Origin of the sequence: Saccharothrix luteola, from assembly GCF_020859565.1 — a bacterium.
GTDB lineage: Bacteria > Actinomycetota > Actinomycetes > Mycobacteriales > Pseudonocardiaceae > Actinosynnema > Actinosynnema luteola.
Window position 1 is genome coordinate 249393 of record NZ_JAJHUO010000012.1, and the last position, 20817, is coordinate 270209.

Genomic DNA, 20817 nt, shown 5'->3' on the forward strand with positions numbered 1-20817 from the left:
CCGCCGCGTCCAGGACGTGGATCAGAGCTTGCCCGTGCCGGAGCCCGCCGTGACGGAGGACTTCACCGTGCCGACGGGGTCGGCGGTGTAGGTGTACGGGATGGCGGCCACCGTGCCGTTGACCTCGCACGGGCCGGAGTTGGTCAAAGAATTGTCCCGGGCCACCAGGCGTCCGGGGTCGGAGTCCGCGTAACCGCTCGCCGACCAGCACGCCTGCTGCACGTTCTCGAAGACGTTGCCCTCCACGAGGAGGCCGGCGTCCATGAGCGAGGCGATGGCGTAGGAATCGGCGTTGTTGTCGACGTTGGTGTAGTAGTTGTTGAACACGTGGACCGTCTCGCCGAACCGCACCCGCGGGCTGCGTTCGAAGGTGCGGTCGAACCAGTTGTGGTGGTAGGTGACCCGCAGGTGGCCGCGGTCCTCGCCGCCGTTGCCGTCGGAGTGCCCGACGAGCGAGGTCTTCCAGTGGTTGCGGATGACGTTCCACGACACGGTGATGTAGTCCGCGGCGTGGGTGATGTCCAGCATGCCGTCGTAGTGGTCGGGGTTGTCCTCGATGGTGCTGGACATGGTGTTGTGGTCGATCCAGATGTGCGTGGCGCTCTCGATCTGGATCGCGTCGCCGCCGACCTTCCCGCGGATGTTCATGTTCTGGATGATCACGTTGGCCGGGCTCATGTCCTCGATGTTGAGGGTGGTCCCGGAGATGCCCGAGCCGGCGCCGACGCCCCGGATCGTCTTGTCCGCGCCGATCTCGACGGTGCCCGTGCCGCTGAGCATGCCGTTGACCAGGATGGTCTTGGCGCCCGCGGACTGCGCCTGCGTGCGGAAGTCGGCGAACGTGCTCACGGTGACCGTGGAGCCGCCCGCGCCACCGGTCGTGCCACCGGCCTGCGCGGCCCAGCCGACGAGCCCGCCGGGCGGCTGCGGTTGCGGGTCGCCGCCGGTCTCGACGTCGAGGTGGTCGACGTTGGGCAGGCCGCCCGAGGTGGTCGGGTTCAGCCGGATCGTGTTGCTGCCGGCGTTGACCCGCACGCTGAACGTCTTGGTCGCCCACGTCGACCAGGCGCCCGTGCCCTCGAACGACGGCGACTGCACCGTCGACCCGTTCACGAGCAGGTTGGCGGGCCGGGCCGTGGTGGTCCCGTTGGCGAACCGGACGCCCACCGTCGCCGTGCCCGCGGCCGCGGCGGTGACGGTGAACTGGAGGTAGCCGCTGGTGGAGTTGGCGCCGTTGCAGAACCCGCTACCGCTGTACCCGCTCCAGTCGGTGTCGATCGAGCCGGAGCACACCGCGGGCGAGTTCTCCGCCTCGTACCGCGTGGGCGCGGCCTGCGCGGTGGACGACGCCACCGCGACCAGAGCGCCGGCCAACAGCCCGACGCAGGCAATCATGGGTTTCACGCGCATAATACGTCTCCGTGGCGTAGGGAATAACCGATTCCGACGCAGTGGAAGACACGATGCCCCCTGGTGCTTCATTGCGCCGTAGGACGGGAAACCACTTTCCCGTCGGATGCTAGGAGGTTCGCAACCGCAGGTCAACGGGACCGCAGCGAAAATGCGGGCTGGTCATGCTTGTGAACGAATGCGGTCCCCGGCGGTCATACTCGTGAACCGGTTGCGTGCATTTGCGCGCCGAGCGCACAGATATGTGAATTCGGTCGAGGGGTATGCAGGGGTTGCGCCCCGCGCGGCGGCGTCGCGAGACTGCACGCCTGCGTTCACGGTTGGGGGACTCCATGCGGACGTTGCTCGTCACCGCGCTGGCCGCGAGCCTGCTGGTGGTCGCACCCGAGGCCGAGGCGACGACGATCGCCTGGCAGCCGTGCCCGGACCAGCCCGCGGCCGACTGCGGCACGGTGTCCGTCCCGCTGGACTGGACCGACCCGCGCGGCCCGCGGACCGACCTGGCCGTCTCCCGGGTCCGCGCCACCGACCCGACTCGCCGGATCGGCGTGGTGTTCGTGGACGCGGGCGGTCCCGGCGGGTCCGGCGCGGAGTTCGCGCGCGCCCCGTACCTGAGCGCCGAGGTGCGGGCCAGGTTCGACGTCGTCGGCTTCGACCAACTCGGCACGAACAACAGCTCCGCGATCCGGTGTTCGCCCGACCTGATGGCGCGCAACCCCGGTGACGACCCGGCGGACGAGGCCGCGTTCGCCGCGCTGGCCGCGCACAACCGCGCGGTGCGCGACGACTGCCGTGCCGACCACCCCGTGTTCGACCACGTGGACACGGCCCGTTCGGCGCGGGACCTGGACGCGGTGCGCAGGGCGTTGGGCGAGCGGCGGATCAGCTTCTACGGCATCTCCTACGGCACGCTGCTCGGTCAGCAGTACGCGGAGCTGTTCGGCCCGCGGGTGCGCTCGATGGTGCTGGACGGCGTGATCGACCACAGCGCCGACCTGCCCCGGCTGCTGCTGGACCGGGCGCGGGCCGTGGAGGAGGCGTTCGGCGTGTTCGTCGCGTGGTGCGAGGAGAACACCACGTGCGCGTTGCACGGCCAGGACGTCCACGCGGCCTGGGAGCGGGCGTTGGACAAGGCCGACGAGATCGGCTGGGGCCGGGACGGGCTGATCCAGGGCGCGTTCTCCGAGCTCCGCGGCGGGGCGTGGGAGAGCCTGGCGTCCCTCATCGCCGACGTCGGCGGCGTGCGGGTGTCGTTCGAGCCGAACTACGACTCCCTGCGCTACGCCGTGGTGTGCCAGGACTTCGCCTTGCGGTTCGCGGACTTCGCCGAGTACCGGGCGTTGCGGGAGGCCGAGCTGCGCGCGGCGCCCACCTTGCGCGGCACGTTCCTCGGCCACCAGGAAGCCGCCACCTGCATCGGGTTCACCGACCGCCCGACCAACCCGCCGCACCGCCTCGACGTCGACCAGGCGCCGCCGCTCCTCCTGCTGACCAGTCGCTACGACGTGGCCACGCCCTACCGGTGGGCGCGGACCGTGCACCGGCAGGCGCAGGGCTCGCACCTGGTCACGTTCGACGGCCCGGGTCACGGCGTCTACCACGCCAACGCGTGCACCCGGGCCGCCGCGGACTCCTACCTGCTCGCCACCGCGCCCGCGCGCGACGTGACCTGCTGACCCGCTCCGCAGAACTCGGCGAACACCGCCTGGAGCGCGGCGTCCTGGGCCGCGACCGAGGTGAGGTTCGCGGTGACGACGACGGAGACCTGCCGCCGGGCGTCGGGGGAGTGCATCGTCCACGTGTGGTAGCCGGGCACGGAGCCGTTGAAGCCCCAGATGTCCGGCGCGGCGCAGCCCGGCGGCAGCGGGATCCGCATCAGGCCGAGCCCGAACTCCAGCCCCGGGATCCCGCTCGGCACGGTCGTGCGCATCTCGGCCGCCTGCGCCGCCGGCACGAGCCCGCCCGCGAGCAGGGCGCGGTAGAACCGGTTCAGGTCGTCGACCGTGGACACCAGGTTGCCCGAGCCCCAGAACCGGGACATCTCGTAGTCGGTGACGTCGGTCGGCGCGGCGTCGGGGCCGTGCAGCCTCTCGTAACCGCGCGCGGCCGGCCGGTCGACGTGGGGGTGGCGGTAGGGGAGGTAGCTGTCCCGCATCCCCGCCCGGTCCAGCACGCGCCGCTGCAACTCGGCGTGCAACGACCGACCGGTGAGCTTCTCGACCAGCTTGCCCAGCACCGCGTAGTTGGTGTTGGAGTACTCCACGCCCTGGCCGGGTGGGAAGGACAGCGGCTTGCCCTCGGCCCCCTTGCGGATCGTCTCGTCCGGTGGCTGGTGCTGCCACCGCGTCGTGTCGATCTCCGGCAGGCCGGCCCACCGCTCGGTGAAGGGGATACCGCTGGTGTGCTGGAGCAACTGGCGCACGGTGATCGGTTCGGCGTACGGCAGCAGCCCGGGCAGCCGGTCCTGGATCCGGTCCTCCAGCTCGACCCTGCCCTCGCCGACCAGTTGCAGCACGGCGGTGGCGACCACGGTCTTGGTGATGCTGCCCGCCCTGAACTGCCCGCGCGGCTTGGGCGTGCCGCGGTCGGCGAGGTTGCCGACTCCGCTGTGGCCGTACCACTGCCCGCCCTCGTCGAGGACACCGGCGAGAGCACCGGGCGCGCCGACGGCGACCGCACCGTCCAGCGCCGCTTGGAGCCCGACCCGCGCCGGCGCGGCCGCGGCCGACGTGACCACCGGACCGGTGAGCAGGACCGTGCCGACGGCGAGGGTGGCCGCTCGGCGCAGAACACGATTCATGGGAGATCCCCCAGGATCCATCAGGGTCGTGAACCAACCCCCAGCACCCTAGGGAATTCCGATCCGGTACCCGGTTGTCCCGCTATATGTCCTCTATATTCGGCGTCCGGTAACACGACGTCGGTCTTCGACGACTTGGTCAACTGGGTACGCACCCCGCGGCCCGCCCGTGCGGCGCTTCCCCCTGAAGTGCCCGCCACGCACTAGGAGACCCACCATGGCCCTGTCGCCGAAGTACTCCGTCTACCACTCGGCCGTCCTCGACGCGGACGCCGACGAGGTGTGGGCGAAGGTCCGGGACATGATGGTGCTGCTCGACATCGTGTTCGGCGAGGGCATCGAGAACGCCCACTGGACCCACGGCGGCTCGGCGAAGAAGGTCCCGTCGACGTTCGAGTTCACCCTCCTGCCCAACCACGACCTGGCCAGGGAGGAAGTCGTCGGCCGCTCGGAGACCGACCGCTCGCTCACCTACCGCTCGGTCGCGCAGGTGCTGTTCATCGTGGACTACGTGGCCACCTACCGGGTCCGGCCGGTGACGAACGAACCGGGCCGCAGCTTCATCGACTGGGAGCGCGAGTTCCGCGTGGTCCCCGGCGCGCCGGCCGGCTTCCTGGACGACCTGGAAGCCCTCTTCGCCCAGGAGATCGCGACCGTGAAGGCGCACTTCGCCGCCTGACGACGGTGAACTCCTGGTACCGGATCCGGTCGTGGATGCGTCCGGTGACCAGGTTGAACGCGGTAGCAGGGGTTACCGGGTCAACCCTCTGCGGCATGCCACTAGGCGTCGCCGCGCATCGACCGGCGGATTTCCTCGAGCTTGTCGATACCGGCCTGTCGCCGCGCCTCGAACTGGTCCTCGACCGCCTTGGCCTCCGGGGTGGCCCCGGCGAGCTCCTCGGCCCCGATGCCGGTGGCGACCCGGTTCTCGATCCGGTCCCGGACGTGCTCGAACGTGGGCACGCCGTCCTCGGTGTAGTCGGCGGGCGGCACCACTACCGGGGGCGCTTCGTATTCCACGATCTCGGCGTCGATCACCGGTTCCTGGTCCCCGCTCATCGTCCCACTCCGTTCACTGTGCCGACCACCGAGGCTACCTCGCGAGGACGGCCCGGGCCTCGTCCCGGCACAGCTCGCTCCACCTGGCCTCCAGCGTCCGAATGGCCGATCCTGTTCGACTCCGTGCGTTCTTGTCCGGTCGTGTCAGTGACAGCGGTTTGGTCCAGACCATAACCTGGTCAGACGCCGCCGCTGTCCGTCCCTGTCACGCAGAGGAGTTCCGCTCGTGAGGACAGCACGCACGATCACCGCCATGGCCGCCGCGGCCGTCACGTCCGCCGCGCTGATCACCACCCCCGCCACCGCCGGACCGGTCACCGACTGGGACCGCATGCTCGCCCAGCAGCCGCTGGTGCGCACCGCCGACGCGATCCAGGCGGAGGTGCGGCGCGGCGGGCACGCCGGCTTCGCCGGGCTGGTCCTGGAAGACGACCACGTCGCGCTGTGGTGGAAGGGCGACGTGCCCGCCGCCGTGCGCGACACCGCATCGCAGGGCGAGGCACCGGTGGCCTTCGAGGCCGCCCGGCACTCCGAGGCCGAACTGCGCGAGGCCGCCGAGGTCGTGCAGGCGCAGCGCGGACCCGGCGTGCACGCGATCAAGCTCCCCGCCGACGGCAGCGGTCTCGTCCTGGGCGCCACGTCGGAGTTCGCGACCCGCGCCGTGGACGTCGACGTGCCGGTGCGGACCGTGGTCGAGGAGCCGCTCGCGCCGGTGTCCCGGCAGAACGACGCGCCGCCGTGGAAGGGCGGTGCGACCATCGTCCTGGGCAACGCCGCGTGCACGTCCGGGTTCTCCGTCCGCAACGGCGACAACGCGCGGTTCCTGCTCACCGCGGGGCACTGCGGCAACCCTGACGTGCGCGTCACCGACCCCACCGGCGAGTACATCGGCACGGCGGGGGCGAAGCACGGCGACCACGACATCATGCTGATCCCCACCGGCAACGTGGTGAACCAGCAGTACGTCGGCGGCGGCGACAGCAACTCCACCGAGGTCGTCCGCGGTTGGGGCGACGTCTACACCGGCGAGTACCTGTGCCAGTCCGGCGTCACCAGCGCCCGCGTGACCGGCGCGCCCGTGTGCGACATCAAGGTGCTGTTCTTCTACGCCGACCGCGAGGACCTGGTGGAGGGCGAGCAGGTGAACGGCCGGCCCGCCGCACGGGCCGGTGACAGCGGCGGACCCGTGTACGGCCCCTCGTCGTCGGGTGGCGTCATCGCCAAGGGCACCGTGACGAGGGCGGCCGGCGCGCGGATCGGCTTCCAGGACTTCCGCACCGCGAGCCGCGACTTCGGCGTCTACATCCCGCTCTGATCACCTCCCGCGGTCGACCCCGACCTCGGCCGGGGTCGACTGTGGACGCCCGTTCCTGGTCGACCTCGACCGGCTTACGTCGGTGATCGGGGTCGTGGCCACCGCGCTCGTGGTCCCGCCCGCCGGCCGGCTGCCGCTCGTGGCTTCGGCGGTCGCGACCGTGGTGGCGGTGGTCGATTGGCGGTACCTGCCGGCCGTGGCGGTGACGGGCTGCCTGGCCGGGCGCAGGCTGCCCGCCGGACGGGGCGGTGGTGCTGTCCCTGTCGGCCGACGTGTACAGCCGGCTGGTGCGCGCGGGCGGGCTGGTCGTGTTCGGCGTGTTCCCCTGGCTGGTCGGCCGCTACCGGCGGCAGCAGGTGCAGCTGGTCGAGTCGGGCTGGGAGCGGGCGGCGCGGTTCAGGCACCTCGGCGTCCGCAACCGCGTCGAAGCCGCCGTCATCGCCCACCACGCCGACCTGGTGGACGAGTCGCCGTAGGCAAGACCCCGCTGTCGCCTCCGGGACAGCTGTGACGAAAGCAGTGCTGCGGTACCCTTCCGGCCGGGAGGCGGTTGTGGACAAGGGTTTCGACGCGCTGATCGCGGAGGCCGCGGAGGTCGACGTCACCGGCTGGGACTTCTCCTGGCTGGACGGCCGGGCCACCGAGGAGCGCCCGCCCTGGGGTTACCAGAAGCTGATGGGTGAGCGGGTCGGTCGCGCGACGATGAGCCTGGACATCCAGACCGGTGGCGGCGAGGTGCTGGCCGGGATACCGCAGCGCGCGGCCAAGGCCATGGTCGCGACGGAGTCCTGGCCGCCCAACATCGCGCGGGCGCAGGAGAACCTGCGGGACAAGGGCGTCGTCGTGGTCGCCGACGAGGACCGGCCACCGCTGCCGTTCGCCGACGGCACGTTCGACCTGGTCACCAGCCGACACCCGGTGACGGTCCACTGGGCGGAGATCGCCCGCGTCCTGGCGCCCGGCGGCACCTACTTCTCCCAGCAGGTCGGCCCGGACAGCGGCCACGAGGTCTACGACTTCTTCCTCGGCCCGCAACCGCTCGGGCAGAGCGATCGCGAGCCGGAACTGGCCAGGGCCGCGGCGGAGGCGGCCGGCCTGGACGTGGTCGACCTGCGGACCGCCGAGTCGACGATGGAGTTCTTCGACGTCGGCGCGATGGTCTACTTCCTGCGCAAGGTCATCTGGTTCGTCCCGGACTTCACCGTCGAGAAGTACCGCGACCGCCTCGAAGCGCTGCACGAGCTGATCCGGGCCGACGGCCGGTTCGTCGCCCACTCCCGCCGTTTCCTGATCGAGGCCCGCAAGCCGGTCCGCTGAAGCGAGGCCTGACACGCGACCGGTACCGTGCGTCCATTAGGGACACACCGCCCGCCGGCGGGACAGCGGTGACATCCGTGCCCGCCGGGTGGCTTCCTGGGCTGCGCCACGTCGCTGATCGGCTCCTCGATGGCGCCGCCGGCCATGACGTTCGCCGTGCTGGCGGACCGGGTGCCGCGCCGGGCGGTCATGGTGGGCGCCGACCTCGTGTCGGCGACCGCGCAGTTCGTGTTCGCGGCGCTGGTCTTCACCGGCACGACCCAGCTGTGGTCGATGGCGCTGCCGGCGGCCGTCCGCGGCGGGGCGTCCGCGTTCTACCAGCCCGCGCCGGCCGCCATGCCCGCGGACCTCGTGACGGAAAACCAGCTCCAGCGCGCCAACTCGGTGCTGGGCCTGGCCAATGCGGTTCCGGACGTGGCCGGTCCGGCCGTCGCGGGCGTGCTGGTGGCGCTGGGCGGCTCCGGGGTCGTGCTGGTCGTCGACGGGGCGAGCTACCTGGCGAGCGCGTTGTTCCTGGCCGGCGTGCGGGTGGCGCCGCGCACCGGCGTCGCGCGCACGCGGCTGCTCACCGACCTGCGCGAAGGCTGGGCGGAGTTCCGCTCCCGCCGCCGGCTGTGGGGCGGCGTGCTGCAGTTGGCGCTGTGGAACCTGTTCGTGGTCGCGCCGTTCCTGGTGCTGGGTCCGTGATCGCGCGCGGCGACCTCGGCGGAGCCTCGGCATGGGGTGCGATCGCCGCGGCGCAAGGTGCGGGCGCCGTCCTCGCGGGCGTGCTCCTGCTGCGCGTGCACATCCGCCGCACCCTCCTGGTCATCGCGTTCATCCAGCCGGCGTGGGTCGGCCTGCTGGTGCCACTCGCGTTGCGGGCCCCGCTGCCACTGGTCGTGGCCGCCGCGTTCGCCGTCGGCTTCAGCGCCAGTGCGTTCAACGCCTTGTGGCGCACCACGGAGCAGAGGCTGGTGCCGCAGGCAGTGCTGTCGCGGGTCAGCGCCTGTGAGCTGCTCGGCGCGTACGCACTCGGCCCGGTCGGCCTCGCCCTGGTCGGCCCGGTGTCCGAGATCGCGGGCACCGCCTCCCTGCTGCCGGCCGCCGCTGGCTGGCAGGTGTTCAGCAGCACGATGATCCTGCTGTTGCCGGAGGTGCGCTCGATCCGCCCGCAGCGGGCTTCCTGAGGTACTCGCCGCGCGGGGGACCTGTGCCCAGGCCGTTGCGCGACGTGCCCAGTCGGTCCGGAGGCCTGAACTTTCGACCACCTGGGCACCCGGTGACACGTGGCCCGGCCGTTAGACTCCCGCCATGGCACCCACCCGTGACGCGGCCTCCGGTGCCGTGGGCAACGCCGGCGTCACCATCGCGCGGATCGCCGAGTTGGCGGGTGTGTCGGCGGCCACGGTGTCCAAGGTGGTCAACGGGCACGTGGAGGTCGCCGCGGACACCCGCGCCCTGGTGGAGGGCCTGCTCCGCGAGCAGGGCTACCGGCGGCAGAAGAAGGTGAGCAAGGCGCCGCTGGTCGAGGTGCTGTTCCACGAGTTGGCCGGCACGTACCCCGTCGAGGTGGTCAAGGGCGTCGACCGGGTCGCCTCCGCGCACGGGCTGACCATCTCCCTGAGCCAGCTCGAGGGCAGGCACGTCGCCGACCGGACCTGGATCGACAGCGTGCTGGCCCGGCGGCCGACCGGTGTCGTCGCCGTCTTCTCCGGCCCCACGCCCGCGCAGCACGAGCAGCTGAGCAGGCGTGACATCCCTGTGGTGCTGGTCGATCCGACCGGCGAACCCGCGCACGGCGTGCCGTCGGTGGGTGCGGACAACTGGAGTGGCGGCCTGGCGGCGACCCGGCACCTGCTGGAGCTGGGGCACCGGCGCATCGCGGTGATCACCGGCGCCACCCGGATGCTGTCCGGTCGGGCGCGGCTCGACGGCTACCACGCCGCCATGGACTCCGCCGGCGTGCCGGTGGACCCCGAGCTGGTCCGCGAGGGCCACTTCCAGATCGTCGACGGCCTCGAGCACACCCGGCAGCTGCTGCGCCTGTCCGATCCGCCGACCGCGGTGGTCACCGGCAACGACGGCGAGGCGCACGGGGTCTACCAGGCCGTTTACGAGGCGGGCTTGCGCATCCCCGACGACCTGAGCGTGGTGGGCTTCGACGACCTGCCGCCCGCCCAGTGGATGATCCCCGCGCTGACCACCATCCGGCAACCCTTGGGCGACATGGCCGCCACCGCCACCGGCATGCTGCTCGACCTGGCGCACGGCCGGCCCCTGGCGCAGCACCGCCTGGTCCTCTCCACCGAGCTCATCGTCCGCGCCAGCACCGCGGCCCCTCGTCGCTGATCCCGGCCGCCCCTGGCCCAGGGGATGTGCGCGTTCACATTCCGACCTCGCACCGCGTTGACGCGGCGACGAGCGTGGCGTTACATTGCCCGAAAGTTCAGGTCGTAAAGCCGAAACATTCACTCGATGCGAGGAGCGCCGAGCCGGCGGCGGAGCGGTGTCGGAACAGGTCCTTCGGGGCCTCGTGTGCGGGAGAGCCCGGTGAACCGACAACGGGTCACGCTTGCCGACGTGGCCAAGGCGGCCGGCGTCTCGATCACGACGGTCTCGCTGGTGCTGTCCGGTCGAGGTCGTGACCTGCGGATCTCCGCGGAGGCCGAGCTGCGCGTGCGGCAGGCCGTGAACGCCGTGGGCTACCGCCGCAAGAGGTCGTCCACCGGATCCCGCACCGACGGGACCCGCACGATCGGGTTCATCTCCGATGCCGTGGCCACGTCCGGTCTGGCCGGGGACATGATCCGGGGCGCCGTCGACGCGGCACGTGAGCACGGCGCGCTGCTGATCGTCGCCGAGACGGACGGCGACCGGACGGCGGAGCAGGGCCTGATCGGGGCGATGCTCGACCGCGAGGTCGACGGGATCGTGTACGCGGCGACGCAGGCCAGGCAGGTCCGCGTGCCCGACCGGATCGAGACCGGTCGCGCCGTGCTGCTCAACGTCGTGCCCGACCGGCCGTCCCCGTTGTCCGTCGTCGTGCCCGACGAGGTCGAAGCGGGCCGGGCCGCGGCACGCGCGCTGCTGGACGCCGGGCACCGCGACGGCATCCACCTCGTCGGCGCGGGCGTCGACCCGGACGGCGTGCCACCCGGCTCGGTCACCGCGGCCGAGCGCCTCACCGGCATCCGCGAGGTGCTCGACGCGGCCGGCGTGGAGATCGCCGGCGCGCGCGAGTGCCGGTGGTGGCTGCCGGAGCACGGCTTCGCCGCCACCAGGGACCTGCTGGAGCGCGCACGGCCCCGCGCCCTGATCTGCTTCGACGACCGGCTGGCGTTCGGCGCCTACCAAGCCCTGGCCGACGCCGGTCTCGTCGTGCCGGTCGACGTCTCCGTCGTCTCCTTCGACGACCACCCCCTCGCCGGCTGGCTGCGCCCCGGGCTGACCACGGTCGCCGTCCCGCGCTACGAGCTGGGCGCGAAGGCCGTCGAAGTCCTCCTCACCGAACGCCACTCGCCACTGCCCGGCGTCCACCGCGTGCCGATGCCCCGGCGCGACCGCTCGTCCATCGCGCCACCGCGCCCGGCGGACGGGTGATCGGCGGGGTTCGGTGAGATCGGCCGAAGTCCATGACTTCCGCCCGGCCGCGTGCTACTCAGGTGCGTGCTGTCCGCGAACCCGGTGTGATGGAGCGAGCTTGACGTCGAAGCGGAAGCAGGTGACGGCGGCGGCCGCGGTCACCTGCGTGAACATTGCCGTGGCGATCTCCGTGAACCTGTTGACCTCCAGCTGGAGCTGGGTCGTCTTCAGCGTGCTCGCCGTGTTGTCCGCCGTGTGGGTGGGGCTTGAGGCGTGGCGGGCGGCGCCGAAGCGGGCGGTGCGGCGATCGCCGGCCGCACCCGTGCTGCCGGGCGGCGGGTCGTTCGTCCCGCGACCGGAGCTGACCGGTGAGGTCGTGCGGTTGCTGCTGTCCGGCTCGGCCCGCAAGGTCGGCCTCACCACCGGGCTGGCGGGCGCGGGCGGTTTCGGCAAGACGACGCTCGCCGCCGAGGTGTGCGCCCGCGACGACGTCCGGGCCGGGTTCACCAGGATCGACTGGGTGACCGTGGGGCAGGAGGTGCGCGGTGCGGCGCTCGCGGACGCCATCAACGACGTCAGCGAGCGCATCGACGGGCAGCGGCCCGGCCTGACCAGCCCGGAGCAGGCCGGGATGAGGCTGGGCGAGCTGCTCAAGGAGGCCGGTGGCTGCCTGCTGGTGGTGGACGACGTGTGGACCGCCGAGCAGTTGCGCCCGTTCCTCAACGCGGGGCGCGGCTGCACGCTGCTGATCACCACGCGCATCCCCGACCTGCTGCCGGCCGACGGCAAGGCGGTCGTGGTCGACCAGATGAGCGGCGCCCAGGCCCGGGTGCTGGCGACCTCCGGTGTCGCCGACCTGCCCCGTCCGCTGGTCGACCAGTTGGTGGACCTCACCGGCCGGTGGCCGTTGGCACTGGGCCTGGTGAACGCCGCGCTGCGGCGGTCGGCCCGCGACGGCGGCGACGTCGTGGGCGCCGCGGAGGTGCTGCTGCGCAGGCTGCGCGACCGGGGACCGGTCGGCCTGGACATGACCACCGAGGCGCTGCGCAACCGGACCGTCGCGGCCACCATCGAGTCGTCGCTCGGAGTGCTCGGCGACCGGCGTGAGCGGGTCGTCGAGCTGGCGATCTTCCCCGAGGACACGGACATCCCGCTGGAGCACGTGGCGCTGCTGTGGCGCAGCACCGCCGTGCTGTCGCGGGACGAGTCGGACCGGTTGTGCCAGGACCTCGTCGAGTTGTCGCTGGTCGAGCGGCGCGGCAAGGACTCCACCCTCAAGCTGCACGACGTCATCCGCGCGTACCTGCGGCACGAGTGCGGCGACGTGCGTCTGCGCGCCCTGCACGACGGTTTCCTCGACGTGGTCGCCTCCACCCTGCCGGAACCGGCCCACCGCCCGGCGGCCTGGTGGACGCTGCCCGCCACGGCGGAGTACCTCTGGCGGTCGCTCACCTACCACCTCGGCGGCGCGGGCAGGCACGCGGAGCTGGCCGAGCTCGTGACCACGCCGCTGTGGGTGATCGGCAAGCTGCGCGGGCTCGGCCCGGTGGCCGTGGCCGACGACCTGGCCGCGGCGGACACCGAGATGTCCCGCGAGCTGGGCCGTTTCCTGGACCGCACGGCGCACCTGCTGGTGCCCACCACGCCGGATCACGCCGTGGTCGGCGCACTGGCGCACCGACTGCCGCCTTCGCCGGCGCTGTCCGCGCTGCGGGAAGCCGCCCTGCTGGAGGTGAAGGACGTCCCGCGGCTCGTCCCCGACGGCGTGCTGCCGGACCTCCCCCACCCGGCGCTCGACCGCGTGCTGGAAGGCCATGACAACAGGGTGCACCACTGCGCGTTCACCGCGGGTGGTGATCAGATCATCTCGGTGGGGTGGGCCGACATCCGGGTGTGGAACGCCGACAGCGGCCGGCTCGTCCGGGTGATCGAGAACGACCTGGACATCGGCTTCGACGTCACGATGTCGCCGGACGGGCGCTACCTGGCGATGCCGGACACGATTTCGGGCATCCGGCTGTGGAACACGGCGGACTGGCGTTACGCGGCGCTCCGAGGTCATCGCGAGTGGATCAACGACGTGTCCTTCAGCGCCGACGGGCGCACGCTCGTCAGCGTGTCCGACGACCGCACGATCCGGGTGTGGGACACCGGCACGGGCGAGGAGGTCCGCTCGTTCAAGGCTCCGGTCGCGTTGGACACGGCCACGGTGTTCGGTGACGGCCGACTCATGGCCGAGCACCCCGACGGTTGGCAGGTCTGGGACCTCGCGACCGGCGACGCCACGGTGTTCCGCGGGCAGCCGTCGCGGGAGAGGAGGAGCCTGAGCCCCGACGGGAGGTGGGCGGTGGCCCCGAACTCCGACGGACTCCTGGTGCACGACCTCGCCGAACCCGAGGAGCCACCGAGGACGCTCCACCACCACGCGATACCCGCCGTCGCCACCTTCTCGAAGGACGGCTCCCTGCTGGCGACCGGCGGCGCCGGCGGCTTGCTCCTGCTGTGGAGCGTCGCCTCGTGGCGGGTCGAGCGCCACATCACCGCACCCCAGTCCAAGATCACCGCGCTCGCCCTCTCGCCCGACGGGACGCGGCTGGCCTCGGCGGGCGACGACGGTGTCCTGCGGCTGTGGCACCTCGCCGACGCCTACGACGGGGATGTCGGGACGACGCGCTCCGCCACGGCCGCCACCGCGTGCGTGGCGGCGGTGGACGGCAGTTGGCTGGCGGTGGAGCGGGAGAAGGGCAGGGTCGTGGTGGTCGACCCCGTGACCAAGCAGGAGACCGCCGACCTGGCCCATCTGGGAACCCGCCGCGGTTGGTTGCACGAAGGCGACCTGGTCGCGCTCGGCAACGGCCACCTCGCGGTCGGCACGTACAACGGGATGATCCTGTGCGGGCCCGACAACTGGCGGGCGTCACGCACCCTGCGCGATCCGCGCGAGTCCGACCTGACGCGGCCGAGCGCGGGCCGGCAGGTGGTCTCCGCCCAGTCCGAGGACCGGGTCCTGGTGTGGACGGCGGGCCGGTTGTCGCAGCCGGTGATCCTCAAGGTGGAGCCCGACCAGGTGCGCGTCGAGCCGGTCCCGCGACCGGAGCCGGTGCCGCCCGCGTTCGTGCGGCACGTCCGCCGGGTCGGCGAAGCGGTGACGCGTCCGGTGCTCGGCCGGCTGAAGAAGCGGAACGGCGGCATCGCCGACCGGATGAGGTCGACCCTGGCGCCGGACGACCGGTGGTTGGCGGTGGCCGTCGGCCGCACCGTGCACGTGGTGGCCCCGACGACCGGCGAGGGCATCGCCGTGCTGCGGTTCGACGACGACGTGGAAGGCGTGGCCGCGGTGCCGGGCGGGCGTCGGCTCGCCGTCCTGGTCGACGACGTGATCCACTACTGGAGCACCGCGACCTGGACCGCGGAGAAGGTGTTCGTGGCGAGGGACGACCTGGGACCGTCGACGGACGGCATGTGGTCGCCGGACGGTTCGTTGCTGGCGGTCGTCGGCGAGGACCGGGTGCTGCGGGTGCACGACGGCGAGGACGGGACCTGCCTGACGCGCCTTCGCCTCGACGGCGAGCTGACCGACTGCGCCTGGCTCTCCGACGACCGCTTGGTCGCGGTCGGCAGGCACGGACTCTACTGGTTCGACTACCTGCCCGGTTCGCGTTGAGGCGGTTGCGCCGTGCGGCTCGATCCCGTGGTGCCAGGGCCTCGCCGAGGCGGTGGCCACGCGGGCGGCAGACCACGGGTCAGCCGAAGACGCGCAGCTCGTAGATGCGGGTGGCGATCTCGCCGTTGCCGGTGGGAACGCCGACGTCGAGCCGGACGTACCGACCCGACACACCGCTGACGGGGTGGACCGTGGTCGCCCCACCGTTGTTCGTCACGTCGACCGCCTTCCGCCAGGTCGTGCCGTCATCGGACACCGAGACGCCGAACGCCTTGGTGTTCAGACCCGCGTCCTCACCGCCCGCCTGGGCGTGCGCGACCTCGAACCGGGAGAGCGACCGGGTGGCGCCGAGGTCCACGCCCAGCCACGCGCCGGGCACCGACGAGCAGAACTTGTCGCTGTTCCCGCCCGTCACGGTGCCGTTGACCGCCTTCTCCGGCCCCTCGTCCGGCGCGCACGGCGTCGAGCCGGTGGCCGGGCGACCTCGCGCGAGGTTGACCTCCCCGCCGACGGCCGGACCGACCACGACGTTGTCGAAGGCCGCCGCCGCGTTGAACACGCGCACGCCGTTGCCGCCGGAGGCGAACGTCGCGTCGGTGACGCTGATCCTCGGCGTGGCCATGTCGTCGACGTACACCTTGATCGACGTGCCGACGGCGGTGACCCGCAGGCGGTGGGTGGCGCCGACGCCGACCGACAGCGGCGCGGCGCCCAGCGGGGTCCACGAGTGGTCGGCCCGACCCAGCACGACCCGCCCGGCGGGCGAGATGCCCGCGTAGTAGCCGGCGTAGCTGTCGACGCCGACCGCCGGCCTGCTCGCCCGGAACACCAGGCCGGCGTCACCGCCGCCGGACGTGATCGTCACGTCGGTGTCCTGGGTGAAGTCGCCGAAGTTCGTGTCCAGCAACGCCTTGCCACCGGCGGAGCCGGCCGCCTGCAACCGTCCACCAGGGACGGTCCACGAGCCGCCGTAGGTCTTCCACCCGTAGGAGTTGTCGTCGGCGAAGTTGTCCTGGACCTTCATCGTCACGCGCCGGATCGTGCCGTCGGCGTTGAAGTGCATGCGGTCGTAGGCGAGTTGGCGGTGGTTGCCGTCGGTCTCGCTCAGCGGTCGGCGGTGGTAGACGATGTACCAGATGTCGGTGCCGGGCACGTTCAGCACCGCGTTGTGGCCCGAGCCGCGCGCGACGGCGGGGTCCTGCGCGAGCACCTTGTCCAGCTTGGTGAACGGGCCGGTGGGGGAGTCGGCCATCGCGTAGGACACCGAGTAGTCCGGACCGGTCCACCCGCCTTCCGACCACATCAGGTAGTACTTCCCGGCGCGCTTGAACATCTGCGGGCCCTCGACGTAGCCCGACGGCGTGATCTCCCGGTACGTGCTGCCGTCGGCGAACGTGCCCAGGCTGACCATGTCGGGGTTGAGCTTGACGACGTTGGCGTGGCCCCAACCCCCGTAGTACAGGTACGCCTGACCGTCGTCGTCGATGAAGACGTCCTGGTCGATGGGCTGCGCCCCGTGGTGGAACCGCCCGATCAGCGGCCGGCCGATCGCGTCGCGGTAGGGACCCGCCGGGTGGTCGGCGACGGCCACCCCGATGCCGCCCAGCGCCGAGTCGGCCTGGATGTCGTTGGCGGCGAAGTACAGGTAGTACCGGCCGTTGCGGGCGATCGGCGCCGGCGCCCACAGCGCGTACCGGGCCCAGGAGACGGCGGCCGTGGTCAGCACGTCGCGGTGCTTCGTCCAGTGCACGAGGTCGGTGGAGGAGAACGCGTCCAGGTAGGTCTGCTCCGCGTAGGCCTTCGACGTCGTGGGGTACACCCAGTAAGTGTCGCCGTGGACGATGGTGTCCGGATCGGCGTACCAGCCGTCGGCGAACGGGTTGCCGGCCACGGCGGTGGGGTGGTCCGGCGCGGGGGCGGCGGTCGCTCGTGGCGCGGCCGTGGTGAGGGTGCCGGCGACGAGCAGCGCGGTCAGGGCGGTCGTGGCGAGCTTGATCGGAAGTGCGGTCATCGTGGCAACTCCGGGTCGCAGGGGTGGAGGCCGCTCGGGGGCACAGGGGCCGGTGGCTACTCGGCCGCACCCATCACGAGGCCCTCGATGGTGTGCTGCTGCACCAGTGGTCCGAGCCGGTCGACGACCCGGCACGCGAGGTGCGCGCGGACCTCCTCGCGTCGTGCGGCGGCCGACCGGTTGGGCGTGCCGCGATGGACCGACAAGGCGGAACGCGTGGAGATGCCGCCCCGCCGAGGGATCTTCGCCACGGCTGGGTGACCGCGCCGGGCAGCGGCACGTCGAAGCCGGTCTCCACGACCTGGTAGTCCGTTCCCGGCACGGCCCGCGCGACGCCGACCACCCACGGCTGGGTCACCAGGTCGTCGGGCTCACGGGCGCTGGTCATGACCACCTCTTCCGGGCAGGCGGAGCGGGTGCGGCGACCGGGGCGCGTTCACCCCGGCCGTTCGTGCGACAGCGGACCACTGCCGAACGTAGCAGCCGCGACGGCATTTTCCAACGTTGTAAATCGGTGCGCGGTTCGACCCGGCGGGATGGTTGGATGCGGTCCGTGGCGTATTGGATCGAAGTGGCCGACGGTGTGCTGGTGCGGCGGTACGAAGAGCTCGACCTGTCGGTGGGGCTCGTGGTGGGTGACGAGCGGTGCCTGGTGATCGACACCGGGGGTGACGGTGGCCAGGGCGCGGAACTGGCGCAGGCGGTCCGCGACGTGACGCCGTTGCCGTGGCACGTGGTGCTGACGCACTCCCACTTCGACCACAGCTTCGGCACCGAGGTCTTCAGCCCTTGCGAGGTGTGGGCGCACCGGCGGTGCCACGCCGACTTGGCCGCCACGGGGGTGCAGCAGCGTGACAAGTGGGCGCGGCACTACCGGGAACGGGGCGAGGACGAGGTCGCGGATCGCATCGCCCTCGTGAACCCGGTGCTGCCCGACCGGCTGGTCGACGCACGCGCCGAACTCGACCTCGGTGGACGCCGGGTCGAGCTGGTCCACTTCGGACCGGCGCACTCCGACCACGACCTGGTGGCGCACGTCCCCGATGCGGGCGTGGTCTGCGCGGGGGATCTGGTGGAGCACGGCGCTCCGCCGCAGTTCGGCGACGCGCATCCGCAGGGCCGGCCGACCGCGCTGGACGGCATCCTGGCACTCGACGCGCCGATCGTGGTCCCCGGCCACGGCGACCCGGTGGACCGCGACTTCGTCCGGACCCAGCGGGCCGAGCTGTCCCAGGTGGCCGAGCTGTGCCGGGCGGTGGCCGCCGGGACACTCACCGCGGCCCGGGCCGTGGAGCTCTCGCCCTACCCGGAGCAGTTCACCCGCACCGCGCTCCAGCGTTGACCGCGACCGACGCACCGAGTCCAGGGCGGATCGGTGAGCGACGGGTCATCAGAAGTTCTTCGTGGCCACCACCCAGGGAGCCTTCGCGGCGAGCCCGGACGGGCTGAGGATGTAGGCGCGTGCGGTCGCGTTGCCGTTGAGCACCATGTCGAGGAACTGCACCACCGTCGTCATGCCGTCGGCCAGCTGGCTGCCGGTGATGAACCCGGTGTGCCCGGCCTGCGGGTGGCGGGCCAGCACGGCGGGGACGGTGGCCAGGTCGTAGGTGGCCTGGTTGTTGGCGTAGGCGATGTCCGCGGAGCCGCCGTCCATGAACAGGGCGGGCGTGTGCAGCTTGCCGACTTCGGAGCGCGGGTAGCCGAAGGCGCCGTCGGCGAAGAACCCGCTGTTCAACGAGACGACACCGGACACGCGGCGGTCCTGGGCGGCGACCATGGCTTCCAGGCCGCCGCACGAGTGGCCGGCCGTGGCCACCCTGGTCAGGTCGAGGCGTTGGCGCAGCGGCGCTCCGGACCGGCCCTGCTCCCGCTCGGCCCACGTGATGGCGTCCGTCAGCAGGGAGGGGATGGGGGACCCGCTGGGCACGCCGTTGGGCGAACCGTCGACCGAGCCGGTGTCCACCACGACGAAGCCCTTGGACGCGAGGAACGTCAGGATGCGCGTGACCTCGCTGTTGTTCGTGTGCGCGCACGCGCCGTTCCCGAAGGCCAGCACGGGGAGCGGGCGGCCGACCGCCTCGGGGTTCGACGGGCGGAACACCGTGAAGCGGTTGTCGCCGTAGGCGCCTTCCCTGGTGACGGAGAAGTTGTTGTCGATCATGGGTCGGCTCGGCTGAGGCGTCGTCGTTGTAGTGGTCGTTGTTGTGGTGGTGGTCGTTGTGGTGGTCGTTGTGGTGGTCGTGGTCGAGCCCGTGCACGCGGTGCCGTTGAGGGTGAACGTCGCCGGCGACGTCGGACGGGAGCCGGACGTGGCGTTGAAGCCGAACGACACCGTCGCGCCGGTGGCGATGCCGCCGTTCCACGCCGCGTTGGCGGCGGTGACCTGCGCGCCGGACTGGGTGTGCGTGCCGTTCCACGACTGCGTGATCCGCTCGTCACCGGGGAACGTCCACGACAGCCGCCATCCGTTCACCGGGTCGCCGAGGTTCGTCACGACCACGCCGGCGGTGAAACCACCCGGCCACTGCGAGCCGACCGAGTAGTCGACCCGGCAACCGGCGGCGGCCGACGCGGACTGCGCTCCGATCAAGCCGCCGGTCGTCGCGACGAGCGCCGCGGCGGCCACCAACGCGGCTGACCGCGGCGCACGGGAATCGTTGTTGCGCATGGCATTGCTCCTTCCACTGCGGGGCGGCGGCGTGGCGTCGTGCGAGCGAGGTGCGGGAGGGCCCGTGGTGATCGGGCCCTCCCGCGCGGGTTCAGCCGACCCGGCAGGTGAGGCTGGGCCAGTTCCAGTTGCCACCGTGCTGGATGGTGAAGCCGAACGTGTTGCCGTTGCCGTTGGGGCGCGCGGTCATGACGTTGGCCGTTTCCCAGGTGGCACTGGTGTTCCAGGTGGCGATGATCCGCTGGGGCGAGGTCACGGTGACCGTGACGACCCAGTTGTTGGTGCCCGAGACGGTGACCTGGCCGTTGAAGCGGTCGCTCCACTTCTGGCCCTCGGAGTAGGTCGCGGTGCAGCCGCCGGGGTTCTGCGGCGTGGTCGTGGTCGGGTCGGTCGGGGTGGTCGAGGTGCTGGTCGGGCCCGTCGGTTCGGCGGCGTTGAGGGCGTTGAGGACCGAGGTGTAGGCGGCCTTCTTGTTGCCGGAGCCGTCGAACAGCAGCGGGGTGCCGGAGGCGCGCCAGGAGTCGCTGTCGCGGATGCCCCAGACGGTGATGCCGGTGCAGCGGGTCACGGACAGGCAGGCCTGGACGACGCCTTGGTACTGCTGGGCCTGCGCCGAGCCGGAGCCCTCGATGTCGAGTTCGGTGATCTGGACGTCGACGCCGAGGTTGGCGAAGTTCTGCAGGGTGGTGTGGTAGTTGCTCGGCACGGGGTTGCCGCTGTTGAAGTGCGCCTGGAAGCCGACGCAGTCGATGGGCACGCCGCGGGACTTGAAGTCCTGCACCATCCGGTAGACGCCCTGGGTCTTGGCGTGCGACCAGTTGTCGGTGTTGTAGTCGTTGTAGCAGAGCTTGGCGTTCGGGTCGGCGGCGCGGGCGGCGCGGAACGCGGCCTCGATCCAGTCGTTGCCGGTGCGCTGGAGGTTGGAGTCGCGGCGGCCGCCGCTGCTGCCGTCGGCGTAGGCCTCGTTGACGACGTCCCAGGCGTAGATCTTGCCCCGGTAGTAGGTGGC

The 20817-nt window shown here is 71.9% G+C and carries 18 protein-coding genes; 11 read left to right on the top strand and 7 right to left on the bottom strand.

Annotation, left to right across the window (positions count from 1 at the left end; all coding sequences use genetic code 11):
* Nucleotides 1-21 precede the first annotated feature (21 nt).
* On the bottom strand, nucleotides 22-1395 hold the full coding sequence (locus LNK82_RS18885; RefSeq protein WP_230568342.1) for a pectate lyase family protein: 1374 nt from the start codon (nucleotides 1393-1395) through the stop codon (nucleotides 22-24).
* A 347-nt stretch (nucleotides 1396-1742) separates the two neighbouring features.
* Here LNK82_RS18885 and LNK82_RS18890 point away from each other — a divergent pair, with 347 nt between their 5' ends.
* Nucleotides 1743-3086: an alpha/beta hydrolase gene (locus LNK82_RS18890; RefSeq protein WP_230568320.1), complete on the top strand. Its 1344-nt coding sequence runs from the start codon at nucleotides 1743-1745 to the stop codon at nucleotides 3084-3086.
* On the opposite strand, the gene LNK82_RS18895 is transcribed toward LNK82_RS18890, so the two are convergent.
* Entirely contained in the window at nucleotides 3044-4210 is a 1167-nt protein-coding gene (locus tag LNK82_RS18895; protein ID WP_230568321.1) for a serine hydrolase domain-containing protein, read from the bottom strand. The two genes, LNK82_RS18890 and LNK82_RS18895, sit on opposite strands and share 43 nt — an antisense overlap.
* Before the next feature lie 217 nt (nucleotides 4211-4427).
* Between LNK82_RS18895 and LNK82_RS18900 the strand changes: the two genes are divergently transcribed.
* Nucleotides 4428-4889 (top strand): SRPBCC family protein, encoded by a 462-nt coding sequence (locus tag LNK82_RS18900; protein ID WP_230568322.1) that lies wholly within the window; start codon nucleotides 4428-4430, stop codon nucleotides 4887-4889.
* Between the two features lie 101 nt (nucleotides 4890-4990).
* Here the strand turns inward: LNK82_RS18900 and LNK82_RS18905 are convergent, their stop codons facing one another.
* Nucleotides 4991-5269 (bottom strand): hypothetical protein, encoded by a 279-nt coding sequence (locus tag LNK82_RS18905; RefSeq protein WP_230568323.1) that lies wholly within the window; start codon nucleotides 5267-5269, stop codon nucleotides 4991-4993.
* 226 nt (nucleotides 5270-5495) lie between these two features.
* Between LNK82_RS18905 and LNK82_RS18910 the strand changes: the two genes are divergently transcribed.
* From LNK82_RS18910 to LNK82_RS18945, 8 genes are all read left to right on the top strand, one after another.
* Entirely contained in the window at nucleotides 5496-6584 is a 1089-nt protein-coding gene (locus LNK82_RS18910; protein ID WP_230568324.1) for a chymotrypsin family serine protease, read from the top strand.
* A 251-nt stretch (nucleotides 6585-6835) separates the two neighbouring features.
* Nucleotides 6836-7060: a hypothetical protein gene (locus tag LNK82_RS18915; RefSeq protein ID WP_230568325.1), complete on the top strand. Its 225-nt coding sequence runs from the start codon at nucleotides 6836-6838 to the stop codon at nucleotides 7058-7060.
* 76 nt (nucleotides 7061-7136) lie between these two features.
* Nucleotides 7137-7901 carry a class I SAM-dependent methyltransferase gene (locus LNK82_RS18920; protein ID WP_230568326.1) on the top strand — a complete coding sequence of 255 codons (765 nt, stop codon included), beginning with the start codon at nucleotides 7137-7139 and terminating at the stop codon, nucleotides 7899-7901.
* 129 nt (nucleotides 7902-8030) lie between these two features.
* On the top strand, nucleotides 8031-8588 hold the full coding sequence (locus LNK82_RS18925) for an MFS transporter (protein ID WP_230568327.1): 558 nt from the start codon (nucleotides 8031-8033) through the stop codon (nucleotides 8586-8588).
* Nucleotides 8585-9070, top strand: coding sequence for an MFS transporter (locus LNK82_RS18930; RefSeq protein ID WP_230568328.1), 486 nt, complete (start codon nucleotides 8585-8587; stop codon nucleotides 9068-9070). Before LNK82_RS18925 ends, LNK82_RS18930 begins: the two co-directional genes overlap by 4 nt.
* Nucleotides 9071-9194: 124 nt before the next feature.
* Nucleotides 9195-10232 (top strand): LacI family DNA-binding transcriptional regulator, encoded by a 1038-nt coding sequence (locus tag LNK82_RS18935; RefSeq protein ID WP_230568329.1) that lies wholly within the window; start codon nucleotides 9195-9197, stop codon nucleotides 10230-10232.
* A 201-nt stretch (nucleotides 10233-10433) separates the two neighbouring features.
* Nucleotides 10434-11483 (top strand): LacI family DNA-binding transcriptional regulator, encoded by a 1050-nt coding sequence (locus tag LNK82_RS18940; protein ID WP_230568330.1) that lies wholly within the window; start codon nucleotides 10434-10436, stop codon nucleotides 11481-11483.
* A 100-nt stretch (nucleotides 11484-11583) separates the two neighbouring features.
* Nucleotides 11584-15129 (top strand): NB-ARC domain-containing protein, encoded by a 3546-nt coding sequence (locus LNK82_RS18945; RefSeq protein ID WP_230568331.1) that lies wholly within the window; start codon nucleotides 11584-11586, stop codon nucleotides 15127-15129.
* Nucleotides 15130-15208: 79 nt separating this feature from the next.
* Here LNK82_RS18945 and LNK82_RS18950 read toward each other — a convergent pair whose 3' ends face one another.
* Both LNK82_RS18950 and LNK82_RS18955 read right to left on the bottom strand, forming a co-directional pair.
* A complete protein-coding gene (locus LNK82_RS18950) occupies nucleotides 15209-17140 on the bottom strand; it encodes a family 43 glycosylhydrolase (RefSeq protein ID WP_230568332.1) in 1932 nt (643 codons plus the stop codon).
* A 56-nt stretch (nucleotides 17141-17196) separates the two neighbouring features.
* Nucleotides 17197-17391: a hypothetical protein gene (locus LNK82_RS18955; protein WP_230568333.1), complete on the bottom strand. Its 195-nt coding sequence runs from the start codon at nucleotides 17389-17391 to the stop codon at nucleotides 17197-17199.
* Between the two features lie 293 nt (nucleotides 17392-17684).
* On the opposite strand from LNK82_RS18955, the gene LNK82_RS18960 reads away from it, so the two are divergent.
* Complete coding sequence (locus LNK82_RS18960) at nucleotides 17685-18482, top strand: MBL fold metallo-hydrolase (RefSeq protein WP_230568334.1); 798 nt, start codon at nucleotides 17685-17687, stop codon at nucleotides 18480-18482.
* Nucleotides 18483-18530: 48 nt separating this feature from the next.
* Here LNK82_RS18960 and LNK82_RS18965 read toward each other — a convergent pair whose 3' ends face one another.
* Nucleotides 18531-19808 (bottom strand): cellulose-binding domain-containing protein, encoded by a 1278-nt coding sequence (locus LNK82_RS18965; RefSeq protein ID WP_230568335.1) that lies wholly within the window; start codon nucleotides 19806-19808, stop codon nucleotides 18531-18533.
* A gap of 91 nt (nucleotides 19809-19899) precedes the next feature.
* A partial coding sequence (locus LNK82_RS18970; protein ID WP_230568336.1) for an endo-1,4-beta-xylanase occupies nucleotides 19900-20817 on the bottom strand: 918 nt, incomplete at its 5' end.

Coding starts and splice junctions, on each gene's coding strand:
- LNK82_RS18885 (WP_230568342.1), bottom strand. CDS start 1,395: ATGATTGCCTGCGTCGGGCTGTTGGCCGGCGCTCTGGTCGCGGTGGCG.
- LNK82_RS18890 (WP_230568320.1), top strand. CDS start 1,743: ATGCGGACGTTGCTCGTCACCGCGCTGGCCGCGAGCCTGCTGGTGGTC.
- LNK82_RS18895 (WP_230568321.1), bottom strand. CDS start 4,210: ATGAATCGTGTTCTGCGCCGAGCGGCCACCCTCGCCGTCGGCACGGTC.
- LNK82_RS18900 (WP_230568322.1), top strand. CDS start 4,428: ATGGCCCTGTCGCCGAAGTACTCCGTCTACCACTCGGCCGTCCTCGAC.
- LNK82_RS18905 (WP_230568323.1), bottom strand. CDS start 5,269: ATGAGCGGGGACCAGGAACCGGTGATCGACGCCGAGATCGTGGAATAC.
- LNK82_RS18925 (WP_230568327.1), top strand. CDS start 8,031: ATGGCGCCGCCGGCCATGACGTTCGCCGTGCTGGCGGACCGGGTGCCG.
- LNK82_RS18935 (WP_230568329.1), top strand. CDS start 9,195: ATGGCACCCACCCGTGACGCGGCCTCCGGTGCCGTGGGCAACGCCGGC.
- LNK82_RS18950 (WP_230568332.1), bottom strand. CDS start 17,140: ATGACCGCACTTCCGATCAAGCTCGCCACGACCGCCCTGACCGCGCTG.
- LNK82_RS18960 (WP_230568334.1), top strand. CDS start 17,685: ATGCGGTCCGTGGCGTATTGGATCGAAGTGGCCGACGGTGTGCTGGTG.
- LNK82_RS18965 (WP_230568335.1), bottom strand. CDS start 19,808: ATGCGCAACAACGATTCCCGTGCGCCGCGGTCAGCCGCGTTGGTGGCC.